This is a genomic window from Streptomyces sp. NPDC052721 (assembly GCF_040678315.1).
Lineage (GTDB): Bacteria > Actinomycetota > Actinomycetes > Streptomycetales > Streptomycetaceae > Streptomyces.
On record NZ_JBFATL010000001.1, the window covers coordinates 189,924 to 210,434 of the forward strand.

The 20,511-nt window shown below is 73.7% G+C and carries 18 protein-coding genes and 4 pseudogenes; 14 read left to right on the forward strand and 8 right to left on the reverse strand.

What is annotated here, in order from left to right; all coding sequences use genetic code 11:
• Positions 1–56 precede the first annotated feature (56 nt).
• The 3 genes from AB0L21_RS00880 to AB0L21_RS00890 all read left to right on the forward strand — a co-directional run bounded on the left by AB0L21_RS00880 (position 57) and on the right by AB0L21_RS00890 (position 3,128).
• Positions 57–1,805 carry a lytic transglycosylase domain-containing protein gene (locus AB0L21_RS00880; RefSeq protein ID WP_365781444.1) on the forward strand — a complete coding sequence of 583 codons (1,749 nt, stop codon included), beginning with the start codon at positions 57–59 and terminating at the stop codon, positions 1,803–1,805.
• A 168-nt stretch (positions 1,806–1,973) separates the two neighbouring features.
• Positions 1,974–2,108: an SPW_0924 family protein gene (locus tag AB0L21_RS00885; RefSeq protein ID WP_365781446.1), complete on the forward strand. Its 135-nt coding sequence runs from the start codon at positions 1,974–1,976 to the stop codon at positions 2,106–2,108.
• 27 nt (positions 2,109–2,135) lie between these two features.
• Entirely contained in the window at positions 2,136–3,128 is a 993-nt protein-coding gene (locus AB0L21_RS00890) for a DUF3068 domain-containing protein (protein WP_365781448.1), read from the forward strand.
• On the opposite strand, the gene hrpB is transcribed toward AB0L21_RS00890, so the two are convergent.
• Both hrpB and AB0L21_RS00900 read right to left on the reverse strand, forming a co-directional pair.
• On the reverse strand, positions 3,118–5,643 hold the full coding sequence (gene hrpB / locus AB0L21_RS00895) for an ATP-dependent helicase HrpB (protein WP_365781450.1): 2,526 nt from the start codon (positions 5,641–5,643) through the stop codon (positions 3,118–3,120). The two genes, AB0L21_RS00890 and hrpB, sit on opposite strands and share 11 nt — an antisense overlap.
• A gap of 93 nt (positions 5,644–5,736) precedes the next feature.
• Positions 5,737–6,621 carry a class I SAM-dependent methyltransferase gene (locus tag AB0L21_RS00900; protein WP_365698758.1) on the reverse strand — a complete coding sequence of 295 codons (885 nt, stop codon included), beginning with the start codon at positions 6,619–6,621 and terminating at the stop codon, positions 5,737–5,739.
• Positions 6,622–6,942: 321 nt separating this feature from the next.
• Between AB0L21_RS00900 and rpsA the strand changes: the two genes are divergently transcribed.
• Positions 6,943–8,433 carry a 30S ribosomal protein S1 gene (gene rpsA, locus AB0L21_RS00905; RefSeq protein WP_014672073.1) on the forward strand — a complete coding sequence of 497 codons (1,491 nt, stop codon included), beginning with the start codon at positions 6,943–6,945 and terminating at the stop codon, positions 8,431–8,433.
• Positions 8,434–8,704: 271 nt separating this feature from the next.
• Here the strand turns inward: rpsA and AB0L21_RS00910 are convergent.
• Positions 8,705–8,949, reverse strand: a pseudogene (locus AB0L21_RS00910) (sheath polysaccharide-degrading enzyme); the annotation flags it as partial.
• A gap of 135 nt (positions 8,950–9,084) precedes the next feature.
• On the opposite strand from AB0L21_RS00910, the gene AB0L21_RS00915 reads away from it, so the two are divergent.
• The 3 genes from AB0L21_RS00915 (at position 9,085) to AB0L21_RS00925 (ending at position 11,193) form a co-directional block, all read left to right on the forward strand.
• Positions 9,085–10,023 (forward strand): PAC2 family protein, encoded by a 939-nt coding sequence (locus AB0L21_RS00915; RefSeq protein WP_365698759.1) that lies wholly within the window; start codon positions 9,085–9,087, stop codon positions 10,021–10,023.
• A 45-nt stretch (positions 10,024–10,068) separates the two neighbouring features.
• Entirely contained in the window at positions 10,069–10,722 is a 654-nt protein-coding gene (gene coaE / locus AB0L21_RS00920; RefSeq protein WP_365698760.1) for a dephospho-CoA kinase, read from the forward strand.
• A 90-nt stretch (positions 10,723–10,812) separates the two neighbouring features.
• Positions 10,813–11,193 (forward strand): tetratricopeptide repeat protein, encoded by a 381-nt coding sequence (locus AB0L21_RS00925; RefSeq protein ID WP_030642231.1) that lies wholly within the window; start codon positions 10,813–10,815, stop codon positions 11,191–11,193.
• Between the two features lie 139 nt (positions 11,194–11,332).
• Here the strand turns inward: AB0L21_RS00925 and AB0L21_RS00930 are convergent, their stop codons facing one another.
• Positions 11,333–11,659: a DUF6343 family protein gene (locus AB0L21_RS00930; protein ID WP_365781452.1), complete on the reverse strand. Its 327-nt coding sequence runs from the start codon at positions 11,657–11,659 to the stop codon at positions 11,333–11,335.
• 127 nt (positions 11,660–11,786) lie between these two features.
• On the opposite strand from AB0L21_RS00930, the gene AB0L21_RS00935 reads away from it, so the two are divergent.
• The 3 genes and pseudogenes from AB0L21_RS00935 to AB0L21_RS00945 all read left to right on the forward strand — a co-directional run bounded on the left by AB0L21_RS00935 (position 11,787) and on the right by AB0L21_RS00945 (position 14,070).
• Positions 11,787–12,698 carry an acyltransferase domain-containing protein gene (locus AB0L21_RS00935; RefSeq protein ID WP_365781650.1) on the forward strand — a complete coding sequence of 304 codons (912 nt, stop codon included), beginning with the start codon at positions 11,787–11,789 and terminating at the stop codon, positions 12,696–12,698.
• Between the two features lie 74 nt (positions 12,699–12,772).
• A complete protein-coding gene (locus AB0L21_RS00940; protein WP_365781653.1) occupies positions 12,773–13,453 on the forward strand; it encodes a class I SAM-dependent methyltransferase in 681 nt (226 codons plus the stop codon).
• A gap of 159 nt (positions 13,454–13,612) precedes the next feature.
• A pseudogene (locus AB0L21_RS00945) lies at positions 13,613–14,070 on the forward strand (DoxX family protein).
• Positions 14,071–14,148: 78 nt separating this feature from the next.
• Here the strand turns inward: AB0L21_RS00945 and AB0L21_RS00950 are convergent.
• Complete coding sequence (locus AB0L21_RS00950) at positions 14,149–14,847, reverse strand: RNA-binding S4 domain-containing protein (RefSeq protein WP_365698764.1); 699 nt, start codon at positions 14,845–14,847, stop codon at positions 14,149–14,151.
• A gap of 221 nt (positions 14,848–15,068) precedes the next feature.
• Here AB0L21_RS00950 and AB0L21_RS00955 point away from each other — a divergent pair, with 221 nt between their 5' ends.
• Positions 15,069–15,764: a uracil-DNA glycosylase gene (locus tag AB0L21_RS00955; RefSeq protein ID WP_365698765.1), complete on the forward strand. Its 696-nt coding sequence runs from the start codon at positions 15,069–15,071 to the stop codon at positions 15,762–15,764.
• A gap of 22 nt (positions 15,765–15,786) precedes the next feature.
• Here AB0L21_RS00955 and AB0L21_RS00960 read toward each other — a convergent pair.
• Positions 15,787–15,945, reverse strand: a pseudogene (locus AB0L21_RS00960) (GntR family transcriptional regulator); the annotation flags it as partial.
• A gap of 14 nt (positions 15,946–15,959) precedes the next feature.
• On the opposite strand from AB0L21_RS00960, the pseudogene AB0L21_RS00965 reads away from it, so the two are divergent.
• A pseudogene (locus AB0L21_RS00965) lies at positions 15,960–16,418 on the forward strand (aspartate/glutamate racemase family protein); the annotation flags it as partial.
• 61 nt (positions 16,419–16,479) lie between these two features.
• On the opposite strand, the gene AB0L21_RS00970 reads toward AB0L21_RS00965, so the two are convergent.
• Both AB0L21_RS00970 and AB0L21_RS00975 read right to left on the reverse strand, forming a co-directional pair.
• On the reverse strand, positions 16,480–16,935 hold the full coding sequence (locus AB0L21_RS00970; RefSeq protein ID WP_365698766.1) for a GNAT family N-acetyltransferase: 456 nt from the start codon (positions 16,933–16,935) through the stop codon (positions 16,480–16,482).
• Positions 16,932–17,351, reverse strand: coding sequence for a RidA family protein (locus AB0L21_RS00975; RefSeq protein ID WP_365781454.1), 420 nt, complete (start codon positions 17,349–17,351; stop codon positions 16,932–16,934). The genes AB0L21_RS00970 and AB0L21_RS00975 overlap by 4 nt, the downstream gene beginning before the upstream one ends.
• Before the next feature lie 163 nt (positions 17,352–17,514).
• Between AB0L21_RS00975 and AB0L21_RS00980 the strand changes: the two genes are divergently transcribed.
• On the forward strand, positions 17,515–18,282 hold the full coding sequence (locus AB0L21_RS00980; RefSeq protein WP_365698768.1) for a nucleotidyltransferase domain-containing protein: 768 nt from the start codon (positions 17,515–17,517) through the stop codon (positions 18,280–18,282).
• Between the two features lie 126 nt (positions 18,283–18,408).
• A complete protein-coding gene (locus AB0L21_RS00985) occupies positions 18,409–20,268 on the forward strand; it encodes an FUSC family protein (RefSeq protein ID WP_365781456.1) in 1,860 nt (619 codons plus the stop codon).
• Positions 20,269–20,511 lie beyond the last annotated feature (243 nt).

A 20,511-nucleotide genomic window follows, 5' to 3' on the forward strand; every position in this document is an offset into this window, starting at 1 on the left:
GAGCGAGGCAGGCAGAAGGAGACGGACGCACGGCGTCCACGGGAGGGGTTCACTCTATGGCGGCGCATTTCGGCAGGCGGCTGCGCAAGGGAGCGGCGACCACCGCCGTGGCCGCGGCAGCGGTCGCGGCTCTCTCCGCGTCCCAGGCTCCGGGAGTGACCGACGAGGACAACGGCAGACAGGCGGCGGCCGGCGCCAGCGCCCCCGCCGCGGACGGGGCGGCCGACGGCGACGCCACCGGCAACTCGCCGTACTACACGGACCTGCCGCCCCTGAAGAGTCCCAACCCCAGCCCCTCGTCGAGCGCCGGCACCCCCGTCTCCCGTGGGGAGGCCGAGGCGGGCATCCCCGCGACGGTCCTCGACGCCTACAAGAAGGCCGAGGCGGAACTGCGTTCCGCCAAGCCCGGCTGCAACCTGCCCTGGCAACTGCTCGCCGCCATCGGCAAGGTGGAGTCGGGGCACGCCCGCGGCGGCCGGGTCGGCGCCGACGGCACCACCGTGGGCCGGATCCTGGGCCCGCAGCTCGACGGCAACGGTTTCGCCCTCATCCCGGACACCGACGACGGCGCGTACGACGGCAACAGCACCTACGACCAGGCCGTCGGGCCCATGCAGTTCATCCCGTCCACCTGGGCCTGGGCGGGCCGTGACGGCAACGGGGACGGCAAGAAGGACCCCAACAACGTCTACGACGCCGCCCTCGCCGCGGGCCACTACCTGTGCCGCAACGGCTGGGACATGTCCACCGAGAGCGGCCTGCACAGCGCGATCCTCAGCTACAACAACTCGCAGGACTACCTCAACCTGGTCCTGAACTGGCTGGAGTACTACCGCAAGGGCAGCCACTCCATCCCCGACGGCACCGGTGGCATCCCGGAGCACCGCAGCGACGACAACTCCGGCCGTACCGCGTCCCCGAAGCCCTCCGGCCCGCCGAGGTCCAAGCCGGACCCGGAGCCCCACAAGCCCGGCGGCGACGGCGGAAGCGACCACGGCGGGAACGAGAGCCCCGACCCCAAGCCGCCGACGTCGCCTGCCCCGCCGTCGCCGCCCACCCCGCCGACGGGTCCCCAGACGCCCACCGACCTGGTGGACCACCTGGTGGGCGTGGGCACCGGAAAGCTCACCGCCATGGCTGGCGACGCCTTCGCCGAGCCGGTCAGCGTCCGCGCCGAGACCAAGGTCGGCAAGTCCGTCGCCAGGGTCAGGATCCGGTTCACCATCACCGGTGACACCGACGCCACCTTCGCCGGCGGCGAGACCGTGGCCACGGTCGCCACCGACGCCAAGGGCATCGCGCTCGCCCCGGCGCTCCAGGCCGGCGAGAAGACCGGCGACTTCAAGGTCACCGCCGCCGTCGTGGGCCGCTCGGTCAAGGGCGTCGACTTCGCGGCGACCGTCACCCCGCGTGCCGCCGACACCCTGGCCCGCACCAGCGACACCCCGCTGAGCTGCACACCGGGCGGCGAGTTCGCCGACCAGGTCCAGGTGAAGGCCACGTACAAGGGTGCCGTCGCGGACAAGGTCGCGGCCACCGCCACACTGGTCAAGTCGGCGGACGACGCCACGGAGAACGACAAGGGTCCCTACTTCAAGGACGCCGACGGCAAGGCCGTGCGCACCCTCACCGGCCTGCAGACGGACGACAAGGGCCTGCTCACGCTGCCGAAGCTGTACGCCGACGACACCACCGGCACGTTCCTGCTCCGCATCACCACCACGGGTGGCGCCACGCTCACGGTCGAACTGAAGGTCGCCGCCGACTCCTCGGCGGGCCCGGCCCCGAGCGCGTCCTCCTCCTGACGCACAGCGGCGCGCAGGGCGCCCGGCCCGCTCCGGCGGGCGGGCGCCCTTCTTCGTGGGTGCACCGCTGTTCTCATCTCGCCCGCCCGTTGCTACGGTGCCGGACCTGACGGCCCATCAGAACCTGGTGGACCAGTCAGGACACCGACCGTCCGCCGGGAGGCCCGCATGCGCGCCCTGATCGCCGCCGCGACCGGTCTCGCCCTCGCGCTCGCCCTGGTCCTCGCGGTCAGCGCGCTGGGCTCGCCGTCGGGCCGGACGTCCCCCAAGCCGCTGCTGACGACGGTGCCCGCGCACCCGTAGCCGCGCCCGTCCGGAAGGGAGGCCGGAATGCGCCGCAAGGCAAGCCTGGTCCTGCTCGCCTGCGCCGTGTTCTGCGCGGCACTGGCCCCGCTGTTGCGCTGGTACGCCTTCCCGCGGCTGGCCCGGATCCCCGCCGGCCAGTACCAGGACATGGTCCTGGAGGCCCGGAACGCCACCCTCCTCGACTACGGCACCATGCGCGCGAAGAAGGTCCCCAAGGTCACCATCGTGCAGACCCTCAAAGGCGACGTGGAGGCCGCGAAGAAGATCGGGAGGACGGCGGGGCGGCCGGTCGTCGTCTGGGACAGCCTGTCCTACGTCCAGGGCCCCGACGGCAAGATGGTCTCCAAGGTGCCCGAGCGGTACATCTTCGACGCCCACAGCCAGGACCCCGTGCACGCCACCGGCGAGATGGTCGACGGCGACCCGGTGAAACGCGAGGGCATCGAGTTCAAATGGCCCTTCCTGACGCAGAAGAGGGACTACGAGTACTTCGACGCGCAGACCCGCACCACCAACCCGATCCACTACCGGGACACCCGGACCTTCCGCGGCCTGACGGTCTACTACTTCGAGCAGACCATCCCCTGGACCAAGGTCCCCATGCCGAAGACCATGCCCGTGCGGGGCATCACCCCGGAGTCGGTCGCCAGGACCGGCACCACCCGCTGGTACACCACAGTCCGCAGGTTCTGGGTCGAACCCGTCACCGGCGCACCCGTCTACGGCGAGGAGACCCACCGGGAGGAACTGCGCGGCGGCACCCTGCTCGGCGGTCGCGCCAAGGTCACCGCGTTCGCCGGGCACGTGAAGATGCGCGAGGACTACATCGACCACACGGTCGCCCTGGTCCGGCACAACCGCACCCTGGTCCTGGCCCTCACCTCCTACGTCCCCTGGGCCTCCCTCGGCCTCGGAGTGCTGCTCCTCGCCCTCTCCCTCTGGCTGGAGGCCCGCGCCCGCCGCCCGCAGGACCCCGCGCCTCCGCGGACCGAAGCGCCGGAACCGGTCAGCGCCTGAGCCGCGCGGTGGTGTACCGCGTGGGCTCGGCGGTCGCCGGGTCCTCCGGCCACGGATGCTTGGGATACCGGCCGCGCAGCTCCGCCCGGACCGCCCGGTAACCGTCCGCCCAGAAGGAGGCGAGGTCGGCCGTGACGGCGGCGGGCCGACCGGCGGGCGAGAGAAGATGCACGCGCAGCCGCACGCCCGCGACGGCCGGCGTCTCCCGCAGCCCGAACATCTCCTGGAGCTTGACGGCGAGGACCGGCCGCTCGGGGTCCCGGTAGTCGATCCGGATCCTGGACCCACTCGGTACGGCGATCCGCTCGGGCGCCAGCTCCTCCAGCCGGGCCGCCTCCCCGCTCGCCCAGGGCAGCAGCCGCGCGAGCGCCTGTCCGGCATCGATCCGGGCGAGATCGGCCCGCCGCCGGGCCCTGCTCAGCTCGGGTTCCAGCCACTCCTCCACGCGCGCGTGCAGCGCCGCGTCGGACACGTCCGGCCACGGCTCACCCAGGTGCGCCCGCAGGAACGCCAGCCGCTGCCGCAGCACCTCCGCCTCCGGCGACCAGCGGAGCAGCCCGAGCCCGTCCTGCCGGAGCCCGTCGAGGAGGGCGCCGCGTACGAGAGCCGGATCGGCGTCCTTCAGGGGCCGTACGGCCAGCTCGACCGCCCCCAGCCGTTCGACATGCCGGGCCACGACGTCCCCGTCGGCCCAGTGCACCTCGTCCCCTTCCGCCAGGAGCGCGCCGGCGGCGGCCCGCGCCACGTCCTCGTCCACGGCCGCTCCGAGCAGCACCCGCGCGTGGCCCCTGCCCGACGGCCGGTCGGCGACGGCCACGACGATCCAGGGAGCGCCGCGCAGCGCCGATCCCTCGGCCGGTTCCGCCCGCGTCCCGGACGCCATGAGGTACGACCCGCCGTCCAGCTTGGCGACCCGCTCGGGAAAGGCGAGCGCGGCGACGAGCCCGGCGAGCTTGTCGTCGCCGGCGCCCGGTCCGACCTGGACGGCGCCTTCTTGCCGACCGTCCCGAGCGGGCGGGTGGGAAAACTCCTGCGAGACGCCCCGCAGCCGCCGCACCTCCGCAGCCCACCGCGCGGCGTAGGCGTCACCCCCACGCCGGGCACGGCGCAACGCACCGGCGAGATCATCCCCGTAATCCCGAGGCGCTTCCTCGGAAAGCAGAGCGACGACCTCGGCCCCTTGGCCGGCCGTATCCAGCAAGGCCCGCCCCAGCCGGGGGTGCACCCCCAGCCGAGCCATCCGCACCCCGACCTCCGTGGCCCGCCCGGCGGAGTCCACCGCTCCCACGGCCGCCAGCACCTCCCGCGCCGCCGCCATCGCCCCGCCCGGCGGCGGATCCAGCAACGCCAGCCCAGAGGCGTCCGGATCGCCCCAGCAGGCCGCCTGAAGGGCGAACGCGGTCAGGTCGGCCACCTTGATCTCCGGCGCCGGAAAAGCGGGCAGACGACCGTCCTCGGCCTCCGCCCAGCACCGGTACACCGCACCCGGTGCCTCCCGCCCGGCCCGCCCCGCCCGCTGCCGCCCGGCCGCCCGCGACGCCCGTACGGTCGTCAGTCCGCTCAGCCCGCGCGCGTGATCCACCCGCGGCTCCCGCGCCAGCCCGGAGTCGACCACCACCCGCACCCCCGGCACGGTCAGCGACGACTCGGCCACGGACGTCGCCAGCACCACCCGGCGCCGCGCCCCGGGCACCAGCACCGCGTCCTGCACGGCGGCCGGCGCCCGCCCGTGCACCTGGAGCACGTCCACGTCACCGAGATCCCCCAGCAGGCCCGCCGCGCGCGCGATCTCGCCGACGCCGGGCAGGAAACACAGCACGTCCCCGGCCCGCTCGGCCAGCGCCCGCCGTACCACCGACGCCACATGGGCCAGCAGCGCCGGATCCACCCGCATCCCGTGCGGCGGCCGTACCGGACGCGCCGGGGGAGCCCACACGACCTCCACCGGATGTGCCACGCCCGCCGCCTCGACCACCGGCGCCCCGCCGAGCAGCCGCGCCCACCCCCCGGCGTCCGTGGTCGCCGACGCGGCCACCAGCCGCAGCTCCGGCCGCAGCGCCTGCCGCACGTCCCACAGGAACGCGGCCACCGTGTCCGCGTCCAGGTGCCGCTCGTGGCACTCGTCGAGGACGACGACGTCCACCCCGGCCAGCTCCTGGTCACGCTGGAGCCGCTGCAGCAGGACACCGGTCGTCACGACCTCCACGCGCGTGTGCCGCCCCACGGTCCGCTCGCCGCGCACCGTGAAGCCGACGCTCCCGCCCGGTTTCTCGCCCAGCAGCCACGCCATGCGCCGGGCCGCCGCCCGCGCCGCGATCCGCCGCGGCTCGGCCACCACGACCCGCCGCGCGGGACCGCCGCCGACCAGCCCCGCCAGCACCAGCGGCACCAGCGTCGTCTTGCCCGTGCCGGGCGGCGCCACGAGAACGGCGGTGCCATGCCCGTCCAGGGCCTCGGTCAGGGCAGGAAGGGCGCCGCCCACGGGGAGGGCGTCCAGGGCGTCGTAACGGATCACACCCCTAGTGTCGTACGCGGCCCGGAACGCCTCTCACGCGCGCGTGCGTCACGTGCCTCTCCTACGCGCGTGCGCCGGCCGGGGGACCCCCGTCTAGCTTCGCTCGCACACGAAGATCGCCGTGCCCGGGATCAGGTTCCCGCGCAGCGGCGACCAGCCGCCCCACTCCGAGGTGTTCCAGGCCGGCCACTCCGGCTCCACCAGGTCCACCAGCCGGAACCCGCAGGCCACGATGTCCCGCACCCGGTCGCCGAGCGTCCGGTGGTGCTCCACGTAGACCGCGCGGCCCTGCTCGTCCTGCTCCACGTACGGCGTGCGGTCGAAATAGGACGAGGACACCGACAGGCCCTCCGGACCCGGCTCGTCCGGGAACGCCCAGCGGATCGGATGCGTCACCGAGAACACGAACCGCCCGCCCGGCCGAAGCACCCGGTGCACCTCGCGCAGCACCAGCCGCGGGTCGGCCACGAACGGCAGCGCCCCGTACGCGGAGCACGCCAGGTCGAAGGAGCCGTCCGCGAAGGGCAGCGCGCCGGCGTCGGCGCAGACCAGGGGGAACGATCCGCCGATCCGCAGCGCGTGCTGCAACTGGCGGTGCGAGAGGTCCAGGGCCACCGGACGCGCGCCCTGGGCGGCCAGCCAGCGCGCGCACTGCGCCGCGCCCGCGCCGATCTCCAGGACCGCCTTGCCCTTCAGCTCCTGCGGCGGGCCGAGCAGCTCGGCCTCCACCTCGTCCAGGCCCTCCGGGCCCCACACGAAGCGGTCGTCGCCGAGGAACGTGCCGTGCTCGATCTGGTACTCGTCGGCGTTGCGGTCCCACCAGCCCCGGTTGGCCCGCGCGCTCTCCGTGACGTCCGCGTCACGTCGCGTGGCCTCCGGCTCGAACCCCTCGGACCCCTGCGGCTCGTGCGCTTCCGGCTCTTGGATGATCGGCTCCCTCGTCGTACTCTTCCGTCCAGCCCGCCGGGGGGTCCGCACGGAAGGGTTCCCCTGGGTCGTGTGGCCTGTTGGGACGTTTCTTCTGCCGGTTATGCGGCGATTGCCCCGGGTGTGCGCCTTCGCGCATTGACCCTGTCCGGCTGCCCCCGTATGCTACAAGTTGCGCTGCGGGCCTGCGCACCTCAGACGTAGCAGGCTGCGCTCGCATCTGTTGTATGTCCCCTCGGTTGTCGAGGCGCCACCGGGCACCCGGTGCTCAAAGTGGCGCTTCCTTGGCTGTCCGGCTTCTGCAGAGCGAAACGGGCTCCCGGCGTAAGCAGTACCTACGACTTCAATGTCCGTACCGGAGCCCTTTCCCACATGACGAGCAGCACCGAGACCACCGCCACCACCCCGCAGGTAGCGGTCAACGACATCGGTAACGAGGAAGCCTTCCTCGCAGCGATCGACGAGACGATCAAGTACTTCAACGACGGCGACATCGTCGACGGCGTCATCGTGAAGGTCGACCGGGACGAGGTCCTGCTCGACATCGGTTACAAGACCGAAGGTGTCATCCCGAGCCGCGAGCTCTCGATCAAGCACGACGTCGACCCGAACGAGGTCGTCGCCGTCGGCGACGAGATCGAGGCCCTGGTCCTCCAGAAGGAGGACAAGGAAGGCCGCCTGATCCTCTCGAAGAAGCGCGCCCAGTACGAGCGTGCCTGGGGCACCATCGAGAAGATCAAGGAAGAGGACGGCATCGTCACCGGTACCGTCATCGAGGTCGTCAAGGGTGGTCTCATCCTCGACATCGGCCTCCGTGGCTTCCTCCCGGCCTCCCTGGTCGAGATGCGCCGCGTCCGCGACCTCCAGCCGTACGTCGGCAAGGAGCTCGAGGCCAAGATCATCGAGCTGGACAAGAACCGCAACAACGTGGTCCTGTCCCGCCGTGCCTGGCTGGAGCAGACCCAGTCCGAGGTCCGCCAGACGTTCCTCACGACCCTCCAGAAGGGTCAGGTCCGCTCCGGTGTGGTCTCCTCGATCGTCAACTTCGGTGCCTTCGTGGACCTGGGTGGCGTCGACGGTCTGGTCCACGTCTCCGAGCTGTCCTGGAAGCACATCGACCACCCGTCCGAGGTCGTCGAGGTCGGCCAGGAGGTCACCGTCGAGGTCCTCGACGTCGACATGGACCGCGAGCGCGTCTCCCTGTCGCTGAAGGCGACCCAGGAAGACCCGTGGCAGCAGTTCGCCCGCACCCACCAGATCGGCCAGGTCGTGCCCGGCAAGGTCACGAAGCTGGTGCCGTTCGGTGCGTTCGTCCGCGTGGACGAGGGCATCGAGGGTCTGGTCCACATCTCCGAGCTGGCCGAGCGCCACGTGGAGATCCCGGAGCAGGTCGTCCAGGTCAACGACGAGATCTTCGTCAAGGTCATCGACATCGACCTGGAGCGTCGTCGGATCAGCCTCTCGCTGAAGCAGGCCAACGAGTCCTTCGGCGCCGACCCGACCGCCGTCGAGTTCGACCCGACCCTGTACGGCATGGCCGCGTCCTACGACGACCAGGGCAACTACATCTACCCCGAGGGCTTCGACCCGGAGACCAACGACTGGCTGCCGGGCTACGAGAAGCAGCGCGAGGAGTGGGAGCGCCAGTACGCCGAGGCGCAGTCCCGCTTCGAGCAGCACCAGCAGCAGGTCATCAAGTCCCGCGAGGCCGACGCCGCTGCCGCGGCCGAGGGTGGCGAGGCTGCGGCTCCGGCCGCGACCGGCGGTTCGTACTCCTCCGAGGGCGCGGACACCTCCGGTGCCCTGGCCTCGGACGAGGCGCTGGCCGCGCTGCGCGAGAAGCTGGCCGGTGGGCAGAGCTGAACGCTAGCCGCTGGGCTTAGCCGGTAGTCGGCTGAGGGGCCGTACCTTTCGAGGTGCGGCCCCTCGGTGTTTTCCGGGGCGGGCGGGCCGTGGTTTCGGCTGCGGGTCCGTTGTGGGGGCGCGCAGTTTCCCGCGCCCCTCACGGGGTCACCGCGATGTCGGTCAGACCTGGTGTCGTGCCCTCCATGTCGGCGTTCTCGCCGTCTCGCCGTCCACGTCGGGGCCGTCACGCCGTCCGTGCCGGAGGTGCGCAAGTGCACGCCCTCCGTCAGGCGCCGTCCGGATGGAGGCCATAGCCGCCGCCGGCGGTGAGGACGGCTCCGGGGGAGCCGGTGAGGGTGATGCGGGTGGAGGCCGTGGCCGGCGTCGTCGCCTTGAAGTTCCCGGTGTACGTGCCGTCCGCCAGGTGATCGTGTCGCCGGGCTCGGCGGCACCGAGCGCGGTCTTCAGCTGGGCCGCGGTCGTCACCCCGATCGTGACGGCGGCCGAGGCCGGGCCTGTGGCGGTCAGGAGCAGTCCGCCGGCGGTGGGGGTGGTGGTGAGCGGCGGCGCCAAGACGTCCCGCAGGAGATCGCTGATCAGCGGCGTGTCGCGGGAATTCCCCTGTTCCGGGGCGCGTTGTCCATGGGGACACGAGGAGGAGCGGTCACAGTGCTTGATCCGCAGGGTTTGTACGCATGGGAGCCGAAGGGCCTCGCCGTGGTGGACATGGCGCTCGCCCAGGAGTCGGCCGGCCTTGTCATGCTCTACCACTTCGACGGATACATCGACGCGGGCGAGACCGGCGACCAGATCGTCGACCGGCTGCTCGACTCACTGCCCCACCAGGTCGTGGCCCGGTTCGACCACGACCGGCTCGTGGACTACCGTGCCCGCCGACCCCTGCTGACCTTCAAACGGGACCGCTGGACGGGCTACGAGACCCCGGCCATCGAGGTGCGCCTCGTCCAGGACACCACCGGTGCCCCGTTCCTGCTGCTGTCCGGCCCCGAGCCCGACGTGGAGTGGGAGCGGTTCGCGGCGGCGGTGCGGCAGATCGTGGAGCGGCTCGGCGTCCGCCTGTCCGTGAACTTCCACGGCATCCCCATGGGCGTCCCGCACACCCGCCCCGTGGGCCTGACCCCGCACGGCAACCGCACCGACCTCGTCCCCGGCCACCGCAGCCCCTTCGAGGAGGCGCAGGTGCCCGGCAGCGCCGAGTCGCTGCTCGAATACCGTCTCATGGAGGCCGGGCACGACGTCCTGGGCGTCGCCGCGCACGTCCCGCACTACATCGCCCGTTCGCCGTACCCGGACGCCGCTCTGACCGTCCTGGAGGCCATCACGGCCGCCACCGGCCTGGTCCTGCCCGCTGTCGCGCACGCGCTGCGCACCGACGCGCACCGCACACAGACCGAGATCGACCGGCAGATCCAGGAGGGCGACGAGGAACTGACCGCGCTCGTCCAGGGCCTTGAGCACCAGTACGACGCCGCGGCGGGCGCCGAGACCCGGGGCAACATGCTCGCCGAGCCCGTGGAGATCCCGTCGGCCGACGAGATCGGGCGCGAGTTCGAGCGCTTCCTGGCGGAGCGCGAGGGCGACAACTGAGCTCCGCCGGTTCCGCCGGCACCGGCAGGGCCTAAGCTTCCGCTCATGCTGACAGTGGGCCTGACCGGCGGGATCGGCGCCGGCAAGAGCGAGGTGTCGCGGCTGCTCGTCGAGCACGGGGCCGTGCTGATCGACGCGGACCGCATCGCGCGCGAGGTCGTGGCACCCGGCACGCCCGGTCTCGCGGCCGTGGTCGACGCCTTCGGAGCGGACGTCCTCGCCGCCGACGGCAGCCTCGACCGGCCCCGGCTCGGCTCCATCGTCTTCGCCGACCCCGGGAAGCTCGCCCTCCTCAACTCGATCGTGCACCCCTTGGTGGGCGCCCGTTCCCGCGAGCTGGAGAGCGCCGCGGCCGCCGACGCCGTGGTGGTCCACGACGTGCCCCTGCTCACCGAGAACGGCCTCGCCCCGCTCTACGACGTCGTGATCGTCGTGGACGCGAGCCCCGCGACGCAGCTCGACCGGCTGGTACGGCTGCGGGGGATGACCGAGGAGGACGCACGCGCGCGCATGGCCGCGCAGGCGACCCGTGAGCAGCGCCGGGAGATCGCGGACATCGTGATCGACAACGACGTACCCCTGGACGCGCTGAGGAAGCGCGTCGCCGAGGTCTGGGACGACCTCGCACGCCGGGCACGGCAGGCCGGCGCGGCCCCGGAGGACACGGACGGAGCGAAGGGCGCGGACGGTACGGACTAGAAGGTACGGAACAGCCGATACGGCATGCCCGTACGGAATAGCGGTCCGGCTCGGGGCGTTGAAGCGCGCGAGTGAGGGAAGGACTCTGCCGTGCCCGAGACCAGCGGTTCCACCGGACGAACTCCGGAAACGCATGTCATCGATTTCCGTGCCGCCGAGCAACTGCTCAACGCGCGGGACCCGCGGGGCGCGGTGAAGCTGCTCGACGGAGTCATCGCCGCGCACCCCGAGAACACCGCCGCCCGGCTGCTCCGCGCCCGCGCCTTCTTCGCCGCGGCGCAACTGCGTCCCGCCGAACTCGAGTTCACCATCGTGCTGGAGCGCGAGCCGGACAACGCGTTCGCGCACTTCGCGCTGGCCCGCACCTACGAGCGCCAGGGCCGCCCCGAACAGGCCAAGCGCCACTTCCGGCTGGCGGCGGCGCTGGACCCCAACCCGCAGTACCTGAAGGCGGCACGCTTCGAGGAGTGACGGTGTGACGGTGGGGGGCCGGGCGGGCGAGTGACGGGGGACTGGGCGGGCGGCTGCGGCGGCATCCACCCCCCTCACCGCCCCGGCATCGAGCGGTCACGGACGGCGGTGACCGGAGGCGGTGACCAGTGCCGGCCGGTTACGGCTGGCGGTGCCGGGGTGGCCCCTGATACGGATGGCGGCGCCTCGGTGGCCGCGGATACGGCGGTCCGCCCTCCGGCGGCCGGTACGGCGGTACGTCCCGGCCCGGCTGGTAGTGCGGGCCCTGCCGGATGTGCCGGAGGATGACGGTCATGTCGACGGTGACCAGCAGCCACAGCACCCCGCAGGCCGCCGCCCAGCCCGGGCGCCCGGCCAGCGCGAACGCCGCCGTGCCGAAGACCGCCCAGCCCAGTCCCCACAGGCTCAGCCAGAACCGCGCCCGCAGTGCACTGCGCGCGGTCGCCGGTTCACTGCCCGTACGCATCGGATCACCACTCCTGACTGCAACGTACTCTTCGACGACGACGTGCCTCAACACTCGACGAGGCGACGGGAACCCTCGATGAGGGGGTGTGGTGACGCCGTCCGTCGAAGCCGAAGGGGGACCGCCCGTGCTGCCGGACGCCGACGACCTGCCCGAACTGCTTCTCGACCTGGCCGTGCCGCATGAGGACATCAACGCACTCGTCGCCCAGTGGCGCAGGCTGACCGGGGACCCGGGCACGCTCCGGCTCCTGGCGGACTGCGTCGAGGAACTGTTCCGCGAGCCGGATGACACCGGCCGCACGCCCGAGTTGCCCGACCTGTTCGCCTCGGCTCCGGCGGATCTGACGGACACCTTCGCCGCGCACGTCTTCCTCGCCGCGCTCCCACGCACCCAGGCCTACCACCGGGCCCGCGGCATCCCGGCCGAGATCTCCCGGCGCACCCTGGCCGACCTCGGCCGTCACCTCGCGGCGCACCGCAGACGGCACGGCAGGGCCGGGGTGCAGTCGCGGCGCTGGCTGGTCCGGCACTTCCGCGGCGAGCTGTACCAGCTGGGACGGCTGCAGTTCGAGCGCGCACGGCTCGGGGACCGCGACGCGCGGGTCACGGCGCCGGCCGGACTGGACGCGGCGCCCGGAACGCCCTGCCTCAACCTGCACATCCCCGACTTCCACGGCCCGCTGACCCCGTCCGCCTGCGACCGCTCCCTGGCGCTGGCCCGTGAGTTCTTCGCCCGGTACTTCTCCGAGGAGCGGCCGGTGGCGGTGCTGTGCCACTCCTGGCTGCTGGACCCGCAGTTGCGGCGGTACCTGCCCGCCGGCTCCAACATCGTGCGCTTCCAGGAGCGGTTCCGCATCGCCCGCGAGGAGAGCGAGCCGGCCGACACCGAGCCCGTCGAGTTCGTCTTCGGGGACCCGGACCTGCCGGTGGCCGCGCTGCCCCGCCGGACGTCCGTGGAGCGGGCGGTCGGAGACCATCTGCGGGCGGGCGGCCACTGGTACATCGGGCACGGATGGTTCCCGTTCCGGGCTGAATAGCTCGAAGGAGTGAACTGGGGGAGGGTGGGAACGGGCGTGCGGATGCGGGCCGTTGTCCGGGCATGAGGATCGAGATGCGTGAGGGCTACGAGGGCACGGGACCGGGTGCGATCACCCCGGACGGCTGCGCGGTCGAGTTGTACGCGCGACTGCCGGTGGGCGAGGAGCCGGACATCGTCGCCGCGGCGGTACCGGCCGGGGCGCACATCCTGGAACTCGGCAGCGGGGTGGGCCGGGTGACCCACCCGCTGCTGGAGCGCGGCTTCACGGTGACGGCGGTGGACGAGTCAGCCGACATGCTGGCCCGGGTCCGCGGAGCGCGCACCATACGCAGCTCCATCGAGGACCTCGACCTGGGTGAGAAGTTCGACGTGGTGATGCTCGCGTCGTTCCTGGTGCACGCCGGTGACGAGGAGGTGCGCAGGGGCATGCTGCACACCTGCGCCCGGCATGTGGCGGACGGCGGCTGTGTGCTGATCCAGCGGGAGGGCGCGAACCATCACACCGACGTGCCCAGGGAGCGGGTCGACCCGAGCGGATTCACCGTGCGGATCGCCTCGGTGGAACCGGCCGGGGAGGGGGTGAACTCGGTCCACGCGGAGTATGTCTTCCCGGACGCGGTCTGGACGCAGACGTTTCTCTCCAGACCCCTGACGAAGGAGCAGTTCGAGTCGGCGCTGGCGGAAGCGGGACTGGAGGTGGACACGTATCTGACCCCGGACGGGATGTGGGTGCGGGCGGTGCCCTCGGCGTAGCCGCCTCGGCTCCTGCACACGGTCCGTTCACGGACCGGGGGGAGAGGGGGGAGCGATGGCGAGCATTCTGGGCCGGTGAGGCACCGGCCGATGAGTTGTCGACCGCCGGCCGGTCTACCTCGGTGACAGCGATCGGGACCGCTTCACCAGGAGACCCTCATGTCCAAGACCACCGCCCCCGTCAGCTCCACGACGACGACGCCCGCCGCGGTCCCCGCTGGCGTGCTCACCGGCCGGGCGCGCGGTGCCAGGGGCGCCCTGCGCGTGGTGCAGGTGCTGCTCGCGCTGTTCTACGGCATCGCGAGCGCCCTGCCCAAGCTCATTGCGCACCCCACGGCCGTCGAGTCCTTCGACAGAATCGGCTGGGGCAGCGCGGCCATGTACACCATCGGCGCGCTCGAACTCGCCGGAGCGATCGCGCTGTTGGTCCCGGTGCTGCAGTCCGTGGCGGCGATTGCCCTCAGTGCGCTCATGGTGGGGGCGTTCACCGTCCAGGTCACCGCGTTCGACGCCAGAACGCGGCGACCCCGCTGATCCTGATCGCCCCCCTCGCCCTGATCGCCTGGACCCGCCGAGCGCACAACGGGGAGCTGCTGCGGATGCTGGGCCGACGGTGACGGCGGTGCCGTCGGCCGGGTAGGGGGCTTCGGCTGACTCGGCGGCTGACGGCCAGGAGCGGGCGCACTGCCGGCGGCTCAGCGCCCGCGCGGCCGTCCTCCCGAGCTGCCGGAGCCACCCGAGCCGCCGGAGGCGCCGCGGCCACCGGAGCCACCGCGGCCACCGGACGCGCCGGGTCCGCCACGGCCGCCTGACCCGCCGGACGCGCCGGGGCCGCCCAGTTCGGTCAGGCCGGGGAAGCCCGCGGGGATGCCCGGGCCGGCGAGGCCGCGGAGGCGTTCCAGTTCGCGGCGGTCCCGCTTGGTGGGGCGGCCGGTGCCGCGGTCGCGGAGGCCGGCGGGGGCGACGGCCTCGCGGGGCGGAGGCGGAGGGGAGTTGTCGATGTAGCACTGGGCGGCCACGGGTGCGCCCACCCGCTTGCGGATGAGACGCTTGACGATCACGATCCGTTCCCGGCCCTCGTGTCGCAGCCGCACCTCGTCGCCGACGCGCACGGAGTGGGCGGGCTTCACCCGCTCGCCGTTCACGTGCACATGCCCGCCCCGGCAGGCGGCGGCGCCGAGGGAGCGGGTCTTGATCAGACGGACGGCCCAGATCCAGCTGTCGATGCGGACGGCCTCACCGTTGCCGGGCCCGGCGGCCTCGGCCGCGGCCACCGCAGCGGCGATCTGGGGATCGAGCGGTTGGTCGGCGGGGGCGGGGGCGGTTGCGCCCGGTTCGCCGGTCCCCCCGACGGTCCCACGGTCCACGTTCTCGTCCGCGTCATCGCTAGCCATGCACCGACCTTAACGCCCCGGACCCGCGGACCCGGAAGCGTTTTCGTGGTGGCCACCGCGGGCCCGTGGAGCCCGCCGCGCCCCGGCTCACCAGCGGAGCTGGACCTGTACGGGTGGCGCCCCGGCGCTGATGGCGGCGGTGCGCCGGACGCCGGCCACGTTGCGGGTCCCGCCCCACCCGGCCTCACCGCGGTGGTCCCCCCAGGGCATACCGTGGCCGTATGGACGACAGCAGCGCGCTCGCCCGGCTCGACCGGCGCGTCGCCGACTGCCGGGCGTGCCCCCGGCTGGTCGGCTGGCGCGAGGAGGTGGCCCGTACCAAGCGGGCCGCGTTCGCCGACTGGACGTACTGGGGGCGGCCGGTGCCCGGGTTCGGGCCGGACGACGCGCGGCTGGTGATCATCGGGCTGGCGCCGGCCGCGCACGGCGGGAACCGCACCGGACGGATGTTCACCGGGGACCGTTCGGGAGACGTGCTGTACCAGGCGCTGTACGACGTGGGGCTGGCCTCGCAACCCACCTCGGTCAGCGCCGACGACGGGCTTGAGCTGTACGGCGTGCGGGTCACGGCGCCCGTGCACTGCGCGCCGCCGGCCAACAAGCCGACCCCGGGTGAGCGCGACACCTGCCGCCCCTGGCTGGTCCAGGAGCTGACGCTGCTCCGGCCGACCCTGCGGGCCGTGGTCGTGCTCGGCGCCTTCGGCTGGCAGGCCGCGCTGCCCGCGTTCGCGGAGGCGGGCTGGACCGTGCCCCGCCCCCGACCGGCCTTCGCCCACGGCACCCGCGTCGCGCTCGACGGCCTGGACCTCTTCGGCTGCTTCCATGTCAGCCAGCGCAACACCTTCACCGGCCGTCTCACCGCCGACATGCTCCGGGAGGTACTGCGCACGGCGGCGGAGGCGGCCGGTTTGCCGTAGAGCTCGCGGACGCGGGCGTGCCTCAGCCGGCGCCGGCCTCCCTGGCGTCTGCCGGGTCCGACCCGAACAGGTGCCGTACCGTCGAGCGGTAGTTGGCGCGGACGTGGCCGAGGGCGCGGGCGCGGGCGGGGTCGCCGGAAGCCATGGCGTCGTACAACTCGCGGTGCTCCGCGAGGAGTTGGGTCACTCCTCGTGGTGGACGCACCGGTCGTGGACATCACCGAGGCCGCGGCCCACCTGGCCTGCCTCCTCGGGCGTCGCTACGGCGTCGTCACCACCCTCGACCGGTCCTGCGGCCTGACCGAGGACAGCCTGGAGACGGCGGGCGTGGCCCGCAACTGCGCCGCCGTCGTCGGCACCGGCCGCGGCGTGCTCGACCTCGCGGAGGACCCGGCCCGTACGGAGTCGGCGTTCCTGACCGCGGCCGAACGCGCCCGGGAGGCCGGCGCCGAGGTCCTGGTCCTGGGCCGCGCCGGGATGACGGGGCTGCGACGGGCGGTGGGGGAGAAGCTCGGGCTGCCGGTGGTCGACGGCGTCGGGGCGGCGGTCAAACTCGCGGAGTCGCTGGTGGGGCCGGGACTGACGACGAGCCGGGCGGGCGGTTGTGCACGGCCGCTGCCCGAGGGAAGGGTGTGGGGGCGGCCGACGGGGTGAGTCGGAGTCCACGGCCCACCGGGGCCCGGCGGGGCGGGTGCCCGGGCACCGGACGTGACCGTCAAGGACGCCAGACGTACCGGACGTCCGGCTCCCGCTCCTCGTTCTCACTGCCGTCCGTGTACTCGGCGGCGACGAACCCGTGCCGCTCGTAGAAGCGGTGGGCGGGCTTGTTGACCTGGAAGGTCCACAGAGTCAGGCCCTGGGGGCTGCGTCGCTTGGCCAGCGCGACGAACCGGTCCCCGATGCCCCGCCCCCGCCACCGCGGGTCCAGGTACAGCTGGGACAGCGACTCCCCGTTCAGGACCATCAGGCCGACCACCCCGGCCCCGGCCGCCTCGGCCACCCAGGTCTCCCGCAGCGCCACCACGACATCCCGGATGTAGTCCCGGACCTCGTCGTCGGTGTGCGGCCTGACGACCGTCGGCAGCGCGGCGTCGAAGGAGCGCAGATAGACGTCGGCGACGGCGCGGGCGTCCGCCGCGACGGCGCGGCGGAGTACGACCGCTTCCGTCATCGGCCGTCTTCCGCCCGCTCCGGCACCACGGCGGTGGCCGTGATCTCCACCAGCTGACCGGTGTAGCCGAGGCAGGCGACGCCCAGCAGCGTGGAGGAGTGCGGGCCCGCGCTCAGTCCCGAGGCCTCCACCACCTCCCACACCGCGGACAGCACCGAGGGCTCGCTGCTCACGACGTACACCTCCGTCGACAACACGTGCTCCAAGTCGCTTCCGACGACGCGGAGTTGTTCCCGCAGGTTGGCGATCACCTGCTCGGCCTGCCGTACGGGGTCGCCGGGGCCGACGATCTCCCCCTGCTCGTCGAGCGGCACGGCCCCGGCGAGGAACGCGAGCTTCGTGCCGGCCTCGACGACGGAGGCGTGGGAGTAGGCGGGCGGAGGGAAGAGGGCGGGGGCGGTGACGCGGCGGATCACGGAAAATCGGCTCCTCGAACGGCAAGCGGCCGGTGGCGACTCTGCGATGATCGGACCTCCTCGGGCCTGCCCGCACCCGAATTACGCGGGCGGCCGGGCACCTTCACACCTGCTCGCCGGAATTTCAGAGCGGACTTCGGTGTGGCCGCGCCAGGCTGAGGGCATGCCGCAGTCCTCCGACGCCGAGTTCCTCGCCACCACCGCCGACCGCCTGGCCGCCCTGCCCACCGTGCGGGCCGTGGCCCTCGGCGGTTCCCGCGCCGAGGGCACCCACCACCCGGACAGCGACTGGGACCTGGCCGTCTACTACCGGGGCCCCTTCGACCCCGACGACCTGCGCGCCCTGAGCTGGCCGGGCGAGGTCTGCGACATCGGCGGCTGGGGCGGCGGCGTCTTCAACGGCGGAGCCTGGCTGACCATCGACGGACGCCGGGTCGACGTGCACTACCGGGACCTGGACGTCGTCGCTCACGAGCTGGCCGAGGCGGAGGAGGGCCGCTTCCGGGTGGAGCCACTGCTGTTCCACCTGGCGGGGATCCCCACCTACCTGATCGTCGCCGAACTGGCGCTCAACCAGGTCCTGCGCGGCGACCTCCCGCGCCCGGCCACCTACCCGCCCGCACTGCGCCGCACCGCCTTCGACCACTGGTCCGGCACCGCCCGCGCCACCCTCTCCTACGCCAAGGCCCACCACGCCCCCCACGCCCGCCTCACCGAAACCGCCGGCGCCCTGGCCACAGCCGCCACCCAGTCCGCCCACGCCGTCCTCGCCGCCCGCGGAGCATGGGTGACCAACGAGAAGCGACTCCTGGAGCGGGCCGGGCTGCGGGGGATCGACGCGGTCGTGGGTGCGCTGCGGGCCGAGCCCGGCGCCCTGGCCGATGCCGTGACCGCGGCCGAGGACCTCATCGCCGGGGCGTTGCGTTCATAAAGAAACCGGCGCCCCCGCACCTTTCACCTGCCGGAAACGTGAGCGCGCCGTTCGCGCGGGGAACGCGATCTACCGTGGAAGCACCCCACCGGCCACCGTCGTCCGAAGGCCCACCCCCGCCCTCGTATGAACAGGAGCCCCGTGTCGCGGCGCGCTGTACCCCTCTGGCTCGCTCATGCCTTCCGTGCTCAGCGCGGTCCCGTTCCCTGGAGTGCCGTGTGCCGGGGGGCGCTCGCCGCCGGCCCGTTGCTGCCGGCCGGGATGCTCGGCGGGCAGACGGCCTCCGGAGTGCTCGCCGCCATCGGGGCGATGCTCGCCGGCATCAACGACCGGCCCGGCAGCCGGCGCGCGTCCGTGAAGCGGCTCGGTGTCCCCGCGCTCGCCGGGGCGCTGGGGCTGTTCCTCGGCACGTACGCCGGGCAGGGCCTGGCCGCCGTACCGCTGACCCTGGCGCTCACCGCGCTGGGGCTGGTCGCCGGCGGCATCAGCGCGGTCGGGCCCGTCGCCTCCGCCGCCGGCACGCAACTGCTCGTCGCCGCGGCCATCGGCGCCGGGATGCCCGCGGCCGAGAGCGGATGGCAGCGGGCCCTGGCCTTCCTGGCCGGCGCCGGCTGGCTGCTGGCGCTGCGGCTCGCCCTGCCCACCCCCGGCTCGCTCGCCGGTGACTTCCGGTTCGACGGCGAGCGAGCAGCGGTCGCCGACGTGTACGACGCCATCGCCGCGCTCGTCGACGCCGCGGGCGGGGAGCACGCCACCGCCCGGCGGGCCGCGCTGACCGCCGCGCTCGACCACGCCCAGGACGCCCTCGCCGGACCCCGGCTGCGCCGGTACGCCGGTTCCGCCGCCGAGCGCCGGCTGCACGCACAGTTCGCGGCGGCCCTGCCCCTGGCCGAGGCCGCCACCGCCCTCTACTGGGCGGGAGAAACCGTGCCGGCGCGGGCGGCGGAGGGCCCCAGGCGGCTCGCCGCCGCCGTCCGTGGCAACACCGGCACCGGCCCGCTGCCCGCGCCGCACCGGTCGGACCCCGCCCTGCGCGCCCTGGACGACGCCCTGCTGCGCGCCGCCGACGCCTTCGACCAGGGCGAGGGCGCCCACCGCGGGCTGCTCGGCCGCCGCCGCGGCTTCCGGCACGCCCTGCGGGCCGCGCTGGGCACCGGCGGGCGCGAGTACGGGCTGCGCGTCGCCCTCTGCTTCGGCGCCAGCGCCGCCATCGCCCAGGCCCTGCACCACGCCCGCTGGTACGGGCAGCACGAGCACTGGTACTGGCTGCCCGCCACCGCCGTCTTCCTCGTCAAGCCCGACCTCGGCCCGCTCGCCTCACGGGTGCTGTGCCGGGCCGCCGGGACCGTGCTCGGCGCCCTGGTGTTCGCCGGCCTCGCCGCACTGCTGCCCCGCCCGGCCGGGCTGGTCGCGCTGGTGGCGGTCTGCGGCGCGGTCATACCGGTCGCCACCCGGCACTTCGCGGCGCTCACCGCCGTCGTCACCGTCCTCGTCCTCGCCCTGGTCATGGCCGGCGGGGAGCCGCAGGCCTCGGTCAGCCGGATCGGCGAGACCCTGCTGGCCTGCGCGCTCGTGCTGGTCGTGGGCCATCTGCCGATGCCGGGGGAGCGGGGCGGCGGGGTACGGGCCCGGCTCGCGGCGGCCGGCAGCGCCGCCGACGCCTATCTCCTGCACGTCCTCGGCGAGTCCGGAGACCGCGCCGAGCGGTGGGCGCTGCGCCGGGAGGCCTACCGGACCCTCGCCGAGGCCCGGACCGCCATCGCCCTGGCCGCCGCCGAACTGCCCGCCCTCGCCCGGCACACCGAGGGCACGGAGGCCGTCGCCGAGGTGCTGGAACGGCTCGTGGACACCACCACCGCCTGCGCCGTGCACCTCGACGAGACCGGCCGGCTCACCCCCCGGCACCTCCGCCGGCTCCGCGAGGCGCTGGGGGAGCTGGAGCGGCGGGGGATGCGGGTACCGGTGGACACGGCGGCTGCCGCTTAGCCGTACCCACATCGGAGCGTGGTCCGAGCCCGGTGTGTCCCGGCGTTCCGCCTGCCCGCCTCCGTCACCCGGTGGGCCAGATGGCGGCTGACCGGCACATGGCCGTATCAGCTCGCGGCGCCCGGAGCCGATCCGCGAGGAGCGGCGGTCGGCAGGTGTCAGCGGCGCCACGTCCCACAGCCGTACCGCGTCGCCCCGGTCCGGATGGTCGTACCCGGGGTGCCGGCCTCGGAGCCGGGCGGG